Origin of the sequence: Dyadobacter sp. CECT 9275 (genome assembly GCF_907164905.1) — a bacterium.
Taxonomy (GTDB): domain Bacteria; phylum Bacteroidota; class Bacteroidia; order Cytophagales; family Spirosomataceae; genus Dyadobacter; species Dyadobacter helix.
In genome coordinates this window covers 457,833-472,933 of record NZ_CAJRAF010000001.1, presented here as the reverse complement: position 1 = coordinate 472,933, position 15,101 = coordinate 457,833, and the positions used below count along the sequence as shown (strand labels likewise).

Sequence of the window (15,101 nt, the reverse complement as noted above, 5' to 3'; positions counted from 1 at the left end):
ACCTAAACCTTTAAATTTTTAGATGAGTAATTCATTAAACGAAACGCTGACCGAAGTATCGGCTGATTCAGGAATGCTGGCAGCACGGCATTACTATTCCGGTTTTGAAAAGGCGCACGATACCTACAATGCTATTTCGGCAGCCAGTGATGGCAGGATCTATTACGTACTGTCGTCAGACCAGCATGATACCGGAGGCCAGATGTATGTTTACGATCCGGCAACGGACCAAACCAAATTCCTTGGCGATCTGACAGATATCTGCGGAGAAAGGCACCTGCAAGCCATTTCACAGGGGAAAAGCCACGTCCGTTTTTATGAACGAAACGGAAAACTTTACTTTTCAACGCATGTAGGATTTTATGAACTGATCGATGGCATGGACCGCCTGCCGGTAAATCCTCCTGCGGGGTATCAGCTTTATCCCGGCGGGCACTTTTTGTCCTATGATCTGCAAACCGGCACGTTCGAGGATCTGGCCCTGGTACCAAACGGGGAAGGGATGGTTTCCATGACCATGGACCGCGACCGGGGACATCTGTACGGTATCTCCTGGCCGAGAGGGAATTTCATTCATTTTGATGTTGACAACCGTACATTAAAAGACTTGGGAAGGGTTTCAGGAAATGGAGAAGCAGGTACTCCCGGAGACGATTTCCGCTCCTTGTGCCGCTCGCTCTTTGTAGATCCTGAAAGCGGCTCTGTCTTTTTCTCCACTGCGGAAGGTGATATTTTTACCTACAATCCGGACTCCGCAATCCTGGAAAAACTCCCCGACGTGGATCTCCGCCTTGATTATTTTGGCAAATACGACTTCACCCGCCCGGGAAGCATGTGTTACAACTGGCGCAAGATATTCTGGCATCCTGTGGAAGAAGTTGCCTACGGGGTTCATGGCAATTCGGGGTATCTTTTCAGGTTTGACCCCAGAAAACAAAACATAGAAATCGTTGAACGGATTACATCCCTGCCCTCCCGAAAAAGCGGAATGTTTGATCAGTTCAGTTATGGCTATCTGGGATTTCAGCTTGGGCCTGATCAGGATACTATTTATTATCTCACCGGAGGGCCCATTTACATCAACGGAAAAAGGCTCAAAGGCGAGGATCAGATTGCGAAAGGCGCTGCCAAAGGACTCGAAAATTTACACCTGGTAACTTTTCGTCTCTCGGATCATAAGTATACCGATCACGGTCCGGTTTTCTACGAAAACGGTGAACGCCCTACCTATGTAAATTCCATTGCGGTCGGCTCCGACGGCCACATTTATTTCCTTGCCAGATTTAACCATGAAGGCAAAATCATTCAGGATCTGGTAAAAATATCGAACCCTTTTAATTGATTTCAACCCATGAATCGTATCACCACGTTACTTTCTGTTTCTGTTTTGGTCTTGTTCAGTTATTCCTGTTCACAGAAACGCTATCCCGACGCGCTCACCCCGGAAGAGGCGCTGAAAAGTTTCGACCTCAACCCCGATTTCAATATTGAAATTTTTGCCGCCGAACCCTTCATCATGGATCCGGTAGATCTGGTTTTTGATGAACAAGGAAAGATATATGTCGTAGAAATGCCCGATTATCCTTACAAACCGGAACCCGGAAAAGGAAAGGGAAAGATCAAAGTACTGGAAGATACTGACGGCGACGGGCGGATCGACAAAGCGACCATTTTTGCAGACAGCGTGACGGAGGCCACCAGTATGCTGCCGTGGAAAGGAGGACTGCTGGTAACGGCTGCACCCAATATCTGGTACATGAAAGATACCAATGGCGACTCAAAAGCCGATGTGAAGGAAGTACTGTTTACTGGTTTTTTTGAAAATAACTCCGAGGCGCAGATCACAAATCTGCGGTTTGGCGTGGACAACTGGATCTATGCATCCAATCATGGCCAGGATGGTTCGGTTACTTTCAGTAAGAAGCCTGGGGGTGAGCCTATGAATATGAAAAGTGCGGATTTCCGCTTCCGGCTCGACCGCAACCAGTTTGAACAGGAGTCGGGCCCGGGGCAGTTCGGGCATACGTTTGATGACTTTGGCCACCGTTTTGTGACCGAAAACAGCCTGCACATGCAGCAGATGATCATGCCCTGGCGGTACTTGCACCGTCACGAATACCTGCCTTCCACCAGGGCCGTAAAAGATATTACGGACAAAGAGGTAATCATGTTCCAGACCACACCGGCTCCGTATTGGCGTGCCGAACGGACTAAAAGACGGAATGAGCAATATCAGGAACAAAAGCTTGACCGTGTGGAATACGCCGAAGACCATTTCACGGGTGCTTCTGGAAGTACCTTTTATGGTGGGCAAACCTTTCCAGACAAATATTACGGTAATGTTTTCACCGGCGATGTTTCCGGAAGCCTGGTACACCGGGACGTTCTTACAGCACTCGCGGACAGCCCGACGTTCAGAGCACGGAGAGATTCTATCACTGAAAAAGACAAAGAGTTTTTAAGCTCAACCGATACCTGGTTCCGCCCCGCAGGTTTTACGGTTGGTCCGGATGGCGCTTTATATGTGATCGATTTTTACCGTCAGCATATTGAAACGCCGGTTTCCATTCCAGACGATCTTAAGGCGGACATGGATTTTATGAAAGGTTCGGACAAAGGACGTATCTACCGGATCACCCCTAAAAATCCAAAGTCTACCGACAAAACCGTACCGAATTTGGCAAAAATGTCGGCTGCTGAGCTCGTTAGCGTGCTTTCTCATCCCGGCCAGTGGTGGCGGTTACAGGCCCAGCGGCTTATTCTTGAAAAGCAGGACAAAAGTATTATTCCGGCCGTTAAAACGCTGTTTTCCGAAAGTACCGATCCCCGCGTAAGGTTGCACGCCTTCTTCGTTCTGGAAGGTCTGAGTGCCCTGGACGCTGGTTTGGTTGCTAAAGCAGTGGATGACAAGGATGCGGGCGTTCGTGAATATGGCCTGATGTTTGCCGAAAAGTATCCGCAGCTTCTCCCGGCTATCGTTGCCAGAACAGCCGACTCCTCCGCCCGTGTGGCTTTCCAGGCAGCTTTAAGCGTAGGTAATTTCCCGGCGAAGCAATCGGCGCCGGTTTTGGCCAAAGTGGTGGAACAACATTATAAAGACCACTGGTTCAGAATGGCGGTTCTCAGTTCAAACGCAGGAACTTCTCCTGACCTGCTTAAATCGCTGGCGGCTGGTAATTCGTTTTTCTCAAAAAGTGATGCAGAAAAAACAGATTTCATTCAGGATTTTGCGTATGTAACCGGTGCAAGAAATAAAGATACGGAGATAACGGCACTGCTGTCCGTCGTTACCAAACCCGGCGGATCGGATACTGAAACCTGGACTTCAGCAGTACTTTCCGGAATTGCCGACGGAAGAAATTCAAGGAAGGAAAAAACAGCACTCGGGGCTGAATCCAAAAAGATGCTTACTGCTATGAAAACAACCGCATCGGCAGAATCCAAAGCCGTTCTTGAGGATATACTCAAACCGTGATTACCTCTGTCCGTTCTTTAAATTTTAAACGAAAGCATTTACAATATGGCTCAAATAGTGGACCGGAGGAATTTTTTTAAAAAATCCTTTTTTTCGGGATCCGTGTTGCTCACATCTGGAGTACTCCTCAGCGCGTGTAACAGCACAGAATCAAAAAAAGAAGCAAAACAAGATGATAAACAGGCAAAGCCTTCAGCTGATCCCTGTAATGATTTTTCAGGGATCAGTGATACCGACCTGAAAGCCAGGGAAAAACTCGGATATGTGAAGGAATCACCTATTGCAGATTCAAAGTGCAGTAATTGCCAGCTCTATCTGCCGCAGAAAGATACGCCTGCCTGCGGAAAATGCCAGCTGTTCAAAGGGCCTGTACTGGCAACCGGCTATTGCACCTACTGGGCGGCGCAAGTAGCAGAATAGACCCGCTACCAGTAATTTACCTGAAAAAGTAACTTAATAAAGTAACTGCATTCTGACCTTAAAGTATTTTATAATAAGTCATAATTTCTTAATTCTATGCAAACAACAGATAACCCCGGAAATGACAGCGGACGCAGGGATTTTATAAAAAAATCCCTGGCAGGCACCGCCATGCTAAGTTTAGGAGGTATACTTCCGTCCTTCACCCCAAAAAGTTATGCACGTATTATTGGGGCTAACGAAAAGGTAAGAGTGGGTATGATGGGTGTGAACAGCCGCGGCCTGGCGTTGTCAACCAACTATGCCCTGCAACCCAACTGTGAGGTAATTTCTGTTTCTGATGTAGATACCCGTGCCGCTGAAAAATGTATCAGTACGGTTGAGAATATTCAGAAATCAAAACCAGCCAATATTCCTGACTTCAGAAAAGCGTTAGAAAACAAAGACCTGGATGCGCTGGTAGTGGCAGCTCCCGACCACTGGCATGCCCCTGCTGCCATACTGGCCTCCAAAGCCGGTAAACATGTGTATCTGGAAAAGCCCTGCAGCCACAACCCGCATGAAGGTGAGTTGCTGATGGCGGTTCAGAAAAAATACAAAAATGTAATTCAGATGGGTAATCAGAGGCGTTCCTGGCCCAATGTTGCCGCTGCTATTAAAGAAGTGCATGGTGGGACCATCGGACGTCCGTATTTTGTAAAAGGCTGGTATACTAACAACCGGGCGTCCATCGGGGTAGGAAAAGAAACGGCGGTACCAAGCTGGCTGGACTACGATCTGTGGCAGGGCCCCGCACCACGAAGAGCTTACAAAGACAACCTGATCCACTACAACTGGCACTGGCTCTGGAACTGGGGAACCGGCGAAGCTCTGAACAACGGAACCCACATGCTCGATCTGATGCGATGGGGACTTCAGGTTGATTATCCCACGCGTGTCACCTCAGCAGGAGGCAGATACCGCTACAAAGATGACTGGGAAACGCCAGATACACAAGTGATTAACCTGGAATTTGCAAACAACACGGCCATGACCTGGGAAGGAAGAAGCTGCAATGGACGTAATATAGAAGGTACCAGTGTAGGTGTGGTTTTTTACGGTGAAACCGGTTCCATACAGATTGGCGAAGGTAATAATTACAGCATCTATGATCTGAAAAACAAGCTGGTTAAAGATGTAAAAAATGACTTTGTCATTGATCCAAGAAATAAAATGAACCCATCGCAAGGGCTGGATGCGTTACACATTCAGAACTTCTTCGAGGGAATCAAAAAAGGTACGGCACTGAATTCCGATATTGAAAGCGGACACAAAAGTACACTACTTGCGCAGCTGGGCAACATTGCCCTCCGTTCGGGAGGTGCGCTTGATATTGATCCTTCCAACGGACATATCAAGAATAACAAAGCGGCCGCAAAACTATGGAAACGCGAGTACCAAAAAGGATGGGAACCAACGGTTTAATTGCCAATTGTCCGTTCATAACCTACCCGACCCTGTAATCCTCACCCCCGGGAAATTCCCGGGGATTTAACTCTTACCAGAATGAAAAGTGCTGCAATAGCGATAAAAGTAGAACATCTTACCAAAAAGGAAACCACCATCTCCATCTTTCTGATCGGATTGATGTTTTTCATTTTCGGCTTTGTCTCCTGGGTTAATTCCATACTGATCCCCTATTTCAAAATTGCATGTGAACTCACCAGCTTTCAGGCGTATCTGGTGGCATTCGCATTTTACATTGCGTATTTTGTGATGTCGGTTCCGTCTTCCTACCTGTTAAAATCCGTTGGTTTTAAAAAAGGAATGATGTTTGGCTTCTGGGCAATGGCCCTGGGCGCATTTATTTTTGTACCCGCCGCCATGACCCGTACCTATGAGATATTCCTGGTCGGCTTGTTCACCATTGGTATCGGTTTATCCATATTACAAACGGCTGCAAACCCTTACATTACCATTCTGGGTGCGAAAGAAAGAGCTGCACAGCGGATCAGCATGATGGGTATTTGTAATAAAGCGGCAGGAATTTTATCACCCATCATTTTTGCGGCTGTGATTCTGCGGCCTACCGACACTGACCTTTTTGCACAGTTAGGTACCATGAATCCTACTGAAAAAAGTGCTGCTCTGGACGAACTGATCCGCCGGGTGATCAACCCCTATATTGCCCTGGGTACCTTTTTGTTTGTTCTGGGCTTTTTGGTGTACCGTTCTCCCCTGCCCGAAATAGATACCGAGCATGAAACTGGCGATGTTGCTACTGCCAACGCAGGAAAAACCAGCATTTTCCAGTTTCCCCACCTGATCCTGGGCGCTCTTGCCATTTTCCTGCACGTTGGAACACAGGTTATTGCCATTGATACCATCATCGGTTACGCTAATTCAATGGGTATTGACCTGCTCGAAGCGAAGGTATTTCCATCCTATACACTCTTTTGTACCATTTGCGGGTACCTCATCGGGATTGTTACCATTCCCAGATTCATCAGCCAGGTGAATGCCCTCCGGATTTGCACTTTACTCGGTACCATATTTACCTTACTGATTATTTTTACAAAAGGACAGGTGAGTTTTCTTGGGCATACCACAGATATTTCCATCTGGTTTGTGGTATTACTGGGCCTGGCCAACTCGCTTGTATGGGCGGGAATATGGCCCCTCGCTCTCGACGACCTTGGCCGTTTTACCAAACTTGGCGCTTCCGTAATGATCATGGGACTTTGCGGAAATGCTATTATGCCCTTGTTCTACGGCCACTTTGCTGATTTGTATGACGTCAGGCTCGCTTATTGGGTGCTGCTTCCATGTTATCTCTATCTGGTATTTTACGCCATGTATGGCCATAAGCTCAGACACTGGTAAGATCATTCCGCTCAGATTGACAACAACCTATGAAAAAGATCATTGAAACTGATTTGCTCCCGTCACGCCGCTCATTCATAAAACATTCATCCCTTGCCCTTGGAGGAGCACTTTTAAGCCCGGGAGCCGAAAGGGTATTCGTTAACAATTCCAACAATGATGTGATCAGGATCGCACTCATTGGCTGTGGTAAACGGGGTGCAGGAGCGGCGGCACAAGCCTTAACGGCATCAAAAAACGTACGGCTTGTGGCCCTTGCCGATGTCTTCCGCGATCAGCTGGATGAAACCTTTTTTCATTTGTCCAAAATTGAAAAGCTCAAGGGGCAGATCGACGTGCCCGAGAATCATAAATTCGTGGGTTTTGATGCCTACAAAAAGGCTATTGAGCTGGCCGATGTAGTATTGCTGGCGACCCCGGCGCCTTTCCGTCCCGACCATTTTGAAGCAGCAATAGCGGCATCAAAACATGTTTTTATGGAAAAGCCACTTGCCTCAGACGCGCCGGGTATCCGGAAGATACTGGCAACAGGCGAACTCGCCACCAGGAAGAAACTGTCAGTGGTGGTAGGCCTCCAGAATCGCTATGATCCTACACATCAGGAATTTGTAAATCTGATCAAAGAAGGTGCCATAGGTGATGTACTTTCCGCCAACTGTTATTATATGGTGGGCAATATCAATCTGGTACCCCGCAAACCAGGGTGGACCGAGATGGAATACCAGGTCAGGAACTGGAGATACTTCAACTGGCTTTGGGCAGGTTCACCGGCCGGCCTTCAGATACACAACGATGATGTTGTGAACTGGGTCAAAAACGGGTATCCCGTCAGAGCGCAGGGTGTGGGCGGGCGTTCCGCCTTTAAAGGCCCCGACAATGGAGATGTTTACGATCATTTTTATGTAGAATATGAGTATGCCGATGGCTTTAAGCTGCATAGCGAGATACGCCATATTGATGGAACCATGAAGAAAAACGGGTTCTCCTTCTTAGGAACAAAAGGCTATGGCGACCTGGCCACCGGTTTGAAAGAGCATAACGGGAAAGTAATCTGGAAAAAAAACGATCGGATCATTCACAATCCTTATCAGATCGAGCACGATAAATTATTTGAAAGCATTACCACAGGAAAGCTGATTAATGATACGGAATGGGGTGCCAAAAGTACCATGGCCTGTATCATAGGCCGGATGGCGGCACATTCGGGACAGACCATAGAATGGGACGAGGCCATGCAATCGAACGTCAGTATTGTACCGGAAAAACTGGCATGGGATGCTAATCCTCTGGTAATGCCTGACCAAAATGGAAATTACCCGGTTCCGGTAGCCGGAGTAGCCACTGTGTAAATTGAGAGAATGAGAATTAAAATAATAAACGGAAAGATACTAACACCGTACAGGACCATCCATAACGGAACGGTGGTGATAGAAAATGGCGTCATAGCCGGAGTACATGAAAGAGACATGGATGTACCTGATGCCCGAATCCTGGATGCCAAAGGACATTATGTGGCTCCCGGGTTTATAGATCTCCACATCCATGGTGGCGGTGGATATGACTTTATGGACGGGACAGAAGAAGCCTTCCTGAAAATTGCGGAACTCCATGCGCAATATGGTACCACCGCTATGGTACCCACTACCCTCACAAGTGAAAAGGAAGACTTGCTCAAAACCCTTGATATCTACGAAACGGCGCATCGGAACAATACCCGGGGAGCACAGTTTCTGGGTATGCACCTTGAAGGACCCTATTTTGCCGTAAGCCAGCGCGGCGCGCAGGACCCACGTTATATCCGCCATCCTGACCCTGCGGAATATGAAGAAATACTTGCCTATTCCGATTCCATTACACGCTGGAGCGCCGCACCTGAATTACCCGGAGCGATTACTTTTGGCAAAAGATTAAGACAGAAAGGAATTCTGGCAGCCGTTGCACATACCGACGCCATCTATGAAGAAGTGCTGGATGCGTATGAAAACGGTTATTCTCTGGCCACACATTTGTATTCTGCCATGTCGGGTGTAACCAGGAAAAATGCGTTCAGATATGCAGGCACAATTGAAAGTGCCTTCCTGCTGGATATGGATGTGGAAATCATAGCCGACGGTGTTCATCTCCCGGCGCCTCTTTTAAAACTGGTGTACAAGATCAAAGGAGCCGACCGGACCGCGCTGATCACCGACGCCATGCGTGCCGCAGGCATGCCAGAAGGAGAAAGTGTCCTAGGACCTCTCGCAACCGGCCTCAAGGTGATTGTGGAAGACGGAGTTGCCAAATTACCCGACCGTACCTCCTTCGCAGGAAGCGTTTCCACCGCCGACAGGCTCGTACGCAACATGGTTCACATGGCCGATGTTTCACTACTCGATGCCGTAAGAATGATGAGCACAACACCTGCCAGAATCATGGGTGTTGAAAACCGCAAAGGCTCCGTCGTAGCAGGAAAGGATGCGGACATTGTCATTTTTGACAGCAACATTCATATCCAGACGACTATTGTCAAGGGCAGCGTGGTTTACCAGAAAAACTAGAACCAAAACTCCCGGCTCACCGAGAATACCGGATATACCTAATTAACCACCACTTATTGATCTCGTCGAAATGAGTACACAGGCACAAGAAATTAAAATAGATCGCCTCAACGTAAAAATATTCGAAAACCGCCGGCTTATGGGTATCGAAGCGGCTCAAACGGTAGCGGCCAAGATTCGCGAACTTCAGAAAACCCAGGAAACCATTCATATCATTTTCGCCTCCGCTCCCTCTCAAAACGAATTTCTGGAAGTGCTGATGCAGGAAAAAGATATCGCCTGGGAAAAAATAAACGCTTTCCACATGGATGAATATGTGAACCTGCCAGGAGATGCCCCCCAGAGTTTTGGGCATTTTCTTAAGGTAAGATTATTTGACCATGTACCAGTCGGACAAGTTTTTTACCTGAACGGTAACGCTACCGATATCGAAGCGGAATGCAAAAGATATGCGGATTTACTGATTAAATACCCTACTGACATCGTTTGTCTGGGCATAGGAGAAAACTGCCACCTGGCTTTTAATGATCCCCACGTGGCCTTTTTTAACGATCCGCTGATTGTAAAACAGGTGGAACTGGATACTCCCTGCCGCCAGCAGCAAGTGAACGATGAATGCTTCGACACCTTTGAGGATGTTCCCACCCATGCCCTTACGATTACCATTCCTGCCTTGTTGAAGGCGAAATATGCTTATGCAATGGTACCTGGCACAAAAAAGGCGGAAGCCATTCAGCATACACTGGAAGATGACATTCAGGAGGCTTACCCTTCCACCGTTTTAAGGAACCACCCGAACGTTACGTTATTTATTGACAAAGACAGTGCAGGTAAATTGAGGGAAATCTCGTCTTATAGTCAGGCTTGAAGTTAGGAACGGACAGGTATCAGGAATGAAAATATATTACAAAATTCCGATGCCGGTCATTATCCCTAACTTTCTGACCATACCAGAAAGTAAATTTAACCAATCAAATGAAGACAAAACTTATAACCGTTGCGCTGAGCGGCATACTTGCATTGAACCAGGGATGTAATACCACCAAAGAAACCACGCAGGCCAAGTCCAAACCGCTAAGTCTGCTAGTTGTAGAACCGGGTCATTTCCATGCGGCCCTGGTACAAAAATCTATGTACGAGGATGTTGACTCCCTAGTACATGTTTACGCTTCCGAAGGGCCTGACGTGAAAGCGTATCTGGACAAAATTGAAAAGTACAATACCCGCCCGGAAGACGCAACAAGCTGGAAAGAAGAGGTATATACCGGTCCTGACTTCCTGGACAAAATGCTTGCCGAAAAGAAAGGTAATGTAGTGGTACTGGCAGGAAACAATCAAAAGAAAACTGACTATATCAAAAAGTCGGTAGATGCAGGCCTGAATGTACTGGCAGACAAGCCGATGGCGATCGACGATGCGGGCTTTGGCTTGCTTCAGGAAGCCTTTGCAAGCGCTGATAAAAATAAGGTACTGCTTTATGATATCATGACAGAACGCTACGAAATTACCAATACCTTGCAGCGCGAACTGGCCTCTTTACCCGATATTTTCGGTGAACTGCAAAAAGGAACGCCACAGGACCCGGCCGTTGTAAAAGAAAGCGTGCATCACTTTTTTAAATATATATCCGGCGAACCGCTGATCCGCCCTACCTGGTTTTTTGACGTAAATCAGCAGGGTGAAGGAATAGTGGATGTTACCACACACCTGGTAGACCTGGTGCAATGGAGCTGTTTCCCTAACGTAACCCTGGATTATAAAAAAGACATTGAGCTGCTTTCCGCAAAAAGAAAAGCTACGGAGGTTACTGCTTCCCAGTTCAAATTGGTTACCAAAAGTGAAAAATTCCCCGATTTCCTCAGCAAGGATGTAAAGGATACGGTACTGAGTGTATATGCAAACGGCGAAATAAATTATAAACTAAAAGGTGTTAACGCCCGTGTGGCAGTTTACTGGAACTTCCAGGCACCGGAAGGAACGGGAGATACCCACTATTCGATCATGAAAGGCTCTAAAGCCAACCTGATTGTCCGCCAGGGAAAAGACCAGAAGTTCAAGCCGGTACTATATATCGAGCCGGTTGAAAAGGATAAAACTTATGAAGCAGCGCTGGCCACTGCATTCAAATCCGTTCAGGATAAGTTTCCAGGTATCGAGTTAAAGAAAAACGACAAAGGCTGGGAAATTACAATACCTGCCAAATACGACACAGGCCACGAATCTCATTTCGCCCAGGTTGCCAACAAATACATGGAATATCTCAAGGAAGGTAAGTTACCTGCATGGGAAGTACCAAACATGGTAGCCAAATATTACACAACTACCTCAGCGCTGAAACTGGCGAAGGAGAAGAAATAAAAATCTGGTGGTTAACTCAAACGCCCTCTGACCTGCAATAGGACAGAGGGCGTTTTATTTCATGTTTCCTCTGCCGAGCGTATACGAAAAGGCCTTCAATCCGTTTCTGAATGAAGGCCTTTGATTCGTGCAAAAAAGGTTATGTTCTATCTCAGATCCACAACTTCCACGCCGGGGTACTGCTTGGAATTGAATGTGAAAAAATTATCGGCAACAGCTACATCAGGCTGGAACTGCTCCACTTTATAGTCTACTTTCTGTCCGTTTTTCTGGAAAATTTTCCAGCTTTTAATTGTTTTGTCAACCTTGCTGATCAGCAGCTGCACTTTTGCCACCTGGCTGTTTTTATTGGTCGACGTAAGCTCAACAACTTCAACCACATCCTTTCCGTCTTTTTTCTCCTGTAGGAAATTGTGCTTGAAACCTTTTTTATAAGCCGAATAGATCTTCGTCGGATCCAGCTCCCCGGCAGATGAAGGATCAAAATCCTGAAGGTTTACTTCATTTGTTTCTTTGATGTAGGTGGCCATCAGCTTGCCATCATTATAAATCTCCTGGCCTGCCATTTTCAGGCGAAACTTGGTACCTTTTACCGTAACATCACCCTTAAGGGCAGTCCCCCCCTCCGGCGTATAAGTAAACAGCGCCTTGAAGGATTTCATTTTCTGATATTTGGTACTCATGGCATCCAAAATGGCCGTCGACTTTTTGTCTCCCTGTGCAAACGAGGATTGAAAAATCAGGGTTAGAACCATTACGGCAAACGGGATTAGTTTAGTGATTTTCGAAGTATTCATAAAAAATTTATTATTAAGCGGGTTGTGAATTCAATTTAAAATAAAACCAGACATCCATTGGACCGGAAACATGTTCCCCCGTTTAACGTCCTTTGGGGAAGGTTATCCGTTAAATACAAAAATCTAGCCAATACCCATGGTACTAAGATGTTCTTCGAGCATATTCAGGTCATGGAACATCACGTCTCTTGCTTTGCTGCCCGTGAAAGGGCCCACCACGCCAATCAGTTCAAGCTGGTCCATGATACGGCCCGCACGGTTATACCCAAGCTTCATTTTACGCTGAATTAGAGAAGTACTCCCTTGCTGGTGAGTCACGATCAGCCGGGCGGCGTCGGGCAACAGGCCGTCAAAATCCTCGGGATTAAGGTCGCTTTTAGAATCGGAGCCTTCCTCTCCTTCATATTCCGGCAAGGCATAGGCCCCATCATATCCTCTCTGCGAGCCGATGAAATCACAAACATCTTCAATTTCCCTGGTATCAATAAAGGGGCACTGTAAACGGATCACTTCAGAGTTAATCGCCAACAGCATATCTCCCTGTCCAACAAGCTGTTCCGCTCCGCCCATATCGAGAATGGTGCGGGAATCGATACTGGATGTTACCCGGAAAGACAACCTGGCCGGAAAGTTGGCCTTGATCAGACCCGTAATAACCTTTACCGAAGGACGCTGCGTAGCCACTACCAGGTGAATTCCTACCGCCCGGGCCAGCTGAGCCAGCCTCGCTATCGGAGTTTCCACTTCCTTGCCCGCAGTCATCATCAGGTCGGCAAGCTCATCGATCACCAGAACAATGTAGGGCAGAAAGCGATGTCCCTTTTCAGGGCTCAATCTTCTCTGGGCAAATTTGGCATTGTATTCCTTCAGATTACGAACCGCCGCCTCTTTTAGCAGATCATACCTTGAATCCATTTCAATGCAAAGCGAATTCAGGGTAAAAATAACCTTTTTGGTATCGGTAATAATGGCTTCTTCGGCCCCAGGAAGCTTGGCTAGGAAATGCCTTTCGAGCTTGTTGAAAAGTGTTAATTCTACCTTTTTAGGATCCACCAGCACAAATTTCAATTCAGCCGGATGTTTTTTATAGATCAGAGACGCGAGAATAACGTTCAATCCCACAGACTTACCCTGCCCTGTTGCCCCGGCCATGAGCAGGTGAGGCATTTTGGCCAGATCGGCAATATGAATTTCATTGGAAATGGTTTTACCCAAAATCACCGGTAGATCATAGGTCGATTTCTGGAAACGCTCATTCGACAAAACGGACCGGATAAAGACCGTTTCGCGATTCTTGTTGGGGACTTCTATTCCAATTGTTCCACGTCCGGGCATTGGGGCAATGATCCGGATACCCAGCGCAGCAAGACTTAGCGCTATGTCTCCTTCCAGGTTTTTGATCTTGGAAATTCTCACACCGGCCTCCGGGATGATTTCATACAAAGTGACCGTCGGCCCTATAGTAGCTTTTATCTTGGAGATATTGATGCCGTAACTTCCAAGGGTATCCACAATGCGGGTCTTGTTGCTTTCCAGCTCTTCCTGTGTTACTTTCTCCTGATTATCGATGGCGTCGCTCAGCAATCCCAGATTAGGGAACTGGTAGGAGGGCAGGTCCAGTGTGTGATCGTACTGGCCAAATTCCCGCAGGATGGACGCATTTATATCGTCATCATCCTCCTCGGCCATTACAGGTTCCTTCTGGCTCGTGGTATCTTCCACTTCCAGCTCAAGAACGGCATCCTTATTCACCAAAGGCTGAGGTGCCGGGGCATCCGAAAACTCGACCTCCGTCACCGCCTTGACCGGCTCCGCTACCACAACCGGAGGGGTGGCTATTAACGGGGGCTGAACTATGTCTGGTTCGCTTACAACTTCTGGTTCCGGTACTTCATCCTCATCGTCGTAGGTATCATTCAGTACAGACTGATACTTCCTTTTCGCCACCACAGGTATTTCTTCGGTAAGTTCCTCCTCTTCGTCCGGCTCGGGATCCGCCTCCGGATCATTACGCTGAAAACCTCTGAACAACGACTGGGTATCATAGAAGTAAACCGAAAACAAAAACAACGCGAACACAATGGGAATGACACTTCCCCATTTCAGCCAGTCGAAAAGAAACACATTGATGGCGTAACCAATTCCGCCCGAAATAAAGCTCAGGTTATTTTCCGTATTGCTCATCAGGACAATATATCCCATCAGTGTACTGATCCAGATGGTAAAAAAGATTACCTCTTTGGTGGTTTTGTTAAGTGCAAGCAGCTCCCTTCCAAAAGCAATTTTCCAACCTGAAACAAAGGAGATGATAGGTATCAGAAGTGCCCCCACGCCGAACCAGCGATATACAAAAATGTGAGAAAAAGTTGCCCCCAGAACACCCAGGGCGTTTCGTGTTTGCCGCCCTGCATCGCGGATGGATTGCTGCCCCAGCCCGTCCACAACGCTCTGGTCTGAGATACCCGTTACGATGTAGGACAAAAAGGAAATTTCAAGAATCAGGCCGAGGATAAGAAAGAATATACCCCATGCCAGCGAACTTTTAGGGCTCAAAAAAAGGCTCTCCCAATCCAGAGATAATCTGGACGACTGCTTTGCCAAGTCTTCATCTTTGGGCCGTCCTGCACTACCCCTTATCTTATTTACTGACAT

Annotated in this window: 11 protein-coding genes; 9 read left to right on the top strand and 2 right to left on the bottom strand. The window is 47.2% G+C overall.

The genetic code is table 11. From position 1 onward, the window contains the following. The first annotated feature begins 22 nt into the window (after positions 1-22). From KOE27_RS01880 to KOE27_RS01840, 9 genes are all read left to right on the top strand, one after another. The gene (locus KOE27_RS01880; protein WP_215237165.1) at positions 23-1,342 is read left to right on the top strand and encodes a Kelch repeat-containing protein; all 1,320 of its coding nucleotides are present in this window, start codon (positions 23-25) and stop codon (positions 1,340-1,342) included. Positions 1,343-1,351: 9 nt separating this feature from the next. After that, complete coding sequence (locus tag KOE27_RS01875; RefSeq protein ID WP_215237164.1) at positions 1,352-3,475, top strand: PVC-type heme-binding CxxCH protein; 2,124 nt, start codon at positions 1,352-1,354, stop codon at positions 3,473-3,475. Between the two features lie 45 nt (positions 3,476-3,520). Continuing rightward, positions 3,521-3,895 (top strand): high-potential iron-sulfur protein, encoded by a 375-nt coding sequence (locus KOE27_RS01870; protein ID WP_215237163.1) that lies wholly within the window; start codon positions 3,521-3,523, stop codon positions 3,893-3,895. Positions 3,896-3,991: 96 nt separating this feature from the next. Further along, positions 3,992-5,359, top strand: coding sequence for a Gfo/Idh/MocA family protein (locus KOE27_RS01865; RefSeq protein WP_215237162.1), 1,368 nt, complete (start codon positions 3,992-3,994; stop codon positions 5,357-5,359). 81 nt (positions 5,360-5,440) lie between these two features. Continuing rightward, positions 5,441-6,757, top strand: a complete 1,317-nt coding sequence (locus tag KOE27_RS01860; protein ID WP_215237161.1) for a sugar MFS transporter — start codon at positions 5,441-5,443, stop codon at positions 6,755-6,757. 29 nt (positions 6,758-6,786) lie between these two features. Further along, on the top strand, positions 6,787-8,106 hold the full coding sequence (locus KOE27_RS01855; RefSeq protein ID WP_215237160.1) for a Gfo/Idh/MocA family protein: 1,320 nt from the start codon (positions 6,787-6,789) through the stop codon (positions 8,104-8,106). A gap of 9 nt (positions 8,107-8,115) precedes the next feature. Beyond that, positions 8,116-9,294, top strand: coding sequence for an N-acetylglucosamine-6-phosphate deacetylase (gene nagA, locus KOE27_RS01850; protein WP_215237159.1), 1,179 nt, complete (start codon positions 8,116-8,118; stop codon positions 9,292-9,294). A gap of 70 nt (positions 9,295-9,364) precedes the next feature. Then, a complete protein-coding gene (locus KOE27_RS01845; RefSeq protein WP_229252594.1) occupies positions 9,365-10,162 on the top strand; it encodes a glucosamine-6-phosphate deaminase in 798 nt (265 codons plus the stop codon). Between the two features lie 107 nt (positions 10,163-10,269). Continuing rightward, on the top strand, positions 10,270-11,652 hold the full coding sequence (locus KOE27_RS01840; RefSeq protein WP_215237158.1) for a putative oxidoreductase C-terminal domain-containing protein: 1,383 nt from the start codon (positions 10,270-10,272) through the stop codon (positions 11,650-11,652). A gap of 146 nt (positions 11,653-11,798) precedes the next feature. On the opposite strand, the gene KOE27_RS01835 is transcribed toward KOE27_RS01840, so the two are convergent. Both KOE27_RS01835 and KOE27_RS01830 read right to left on the bottom strand, forming a co-directional pair. After that, on the bottom strand, positions 11,799-12,449 hold the full coding sequence (locus KOE27_RS01835; RefSeq protein WP_229252593.1) for a LolA family protein: 651 nt from the start codon (positions 12,447-12,449) through the stop codon (positions 11,799-11,801). Positions 12,450-12,572: 123 nt separating this feature from the next. Further along, positions 12,573-15,101: an FtsK/SpoIIIE family DNA translocase gene (locus tag KOE27_RS01830; protein WP_215237157.1), complete on the bottom strand. Its 2,529-nt coding sequence runs from the start codon at positions 15,099-15,101 to the stop codon at positions 12,573-12,575.

What these genes read in the sequence shown, in the direction of transcription:
- KOE27_RS01865 (WP_215237162.1), top strand. Translation starts at nt 3,992, where the DNA reads ATGCAAACAACAGATAACCCCGGAAATGACAGCGGACGCAGGGATTTT.
- KOE27_RS01875 (WP_215237164.1), top strand. Translation starts at nt 1,352, where the DNA reads ATGAATCGTATCACCACGTTACTTTCTGTTTCTGTTTTGGTCTTGTTC.
- KOE27_RS01845 (WP_229252594.1), top strand. Translation starts at nt 9,365, where the DNA reads ATGAGTACACAGGCACAAGAAATTAAAATAGATCGCCTCAACGTAAAA.
- KOE27_RS01880 (WP_215237165.1), top strand. Translation starts at nt 23, where the DNA reads ATGAGTAATTCATTAAACGAAACGCTGACCGAAGTATCGGCTGATTCA.
- KOE27_RS01870 (WP_215237163.1), top strand. Translation starts at nt 3,521, where the DNA reads ATGGCTCAAATAGTGGACCGGAGGAATTTTTTTAAAAAATCCTTTTTT.
- KOE27_RS01860 (WP_215237161.1), top strand. Translation starts at nt 5,441, where the DNA reads ATGAAAAGTGCTGCAATAGCGATAAAAGTAGAACATCTTACCAAAAAG.
- nagA (WP_215237159.1), top strand. Translation starts at nt 8,116, where the DNA reads ATGAGAATTAAAATAATAAACGGAAAGATACTAACACCGTACAGGACC.
- KOE27_RS01835 (WP_229252593.1), bottom strand. Translation starts at nt 12,449, where the DNA reads ATGAATACTTCGAAAATCACTAAACTAATCCCGTTTGCCGTAATGGTT.
- KOE27_RS01840 (WP_215237158.1), top strand. Translation starts at nt 10,270, where the DNA reads ATGAAGACAAAACTTATAACCGTTGCGCTGAGCGGCATACTTGCATTG.
- KOE27_RS01855 (WP_215237160.1), top strand. Translation starts at nt 6,787, where the DNA reads ATGAAAAAGATCATTGAAACTGATTTGCTCCCGTCACGCCGCTCATTC.
- KOE27_RS01830 (WP_215237157.1), bottom strand. Translation starts at nt 15,101, where the DNA reads ATGTCAGTAAATAAGATAAGGGGTAGTGCAGGACGGCCCAAAGATGAA.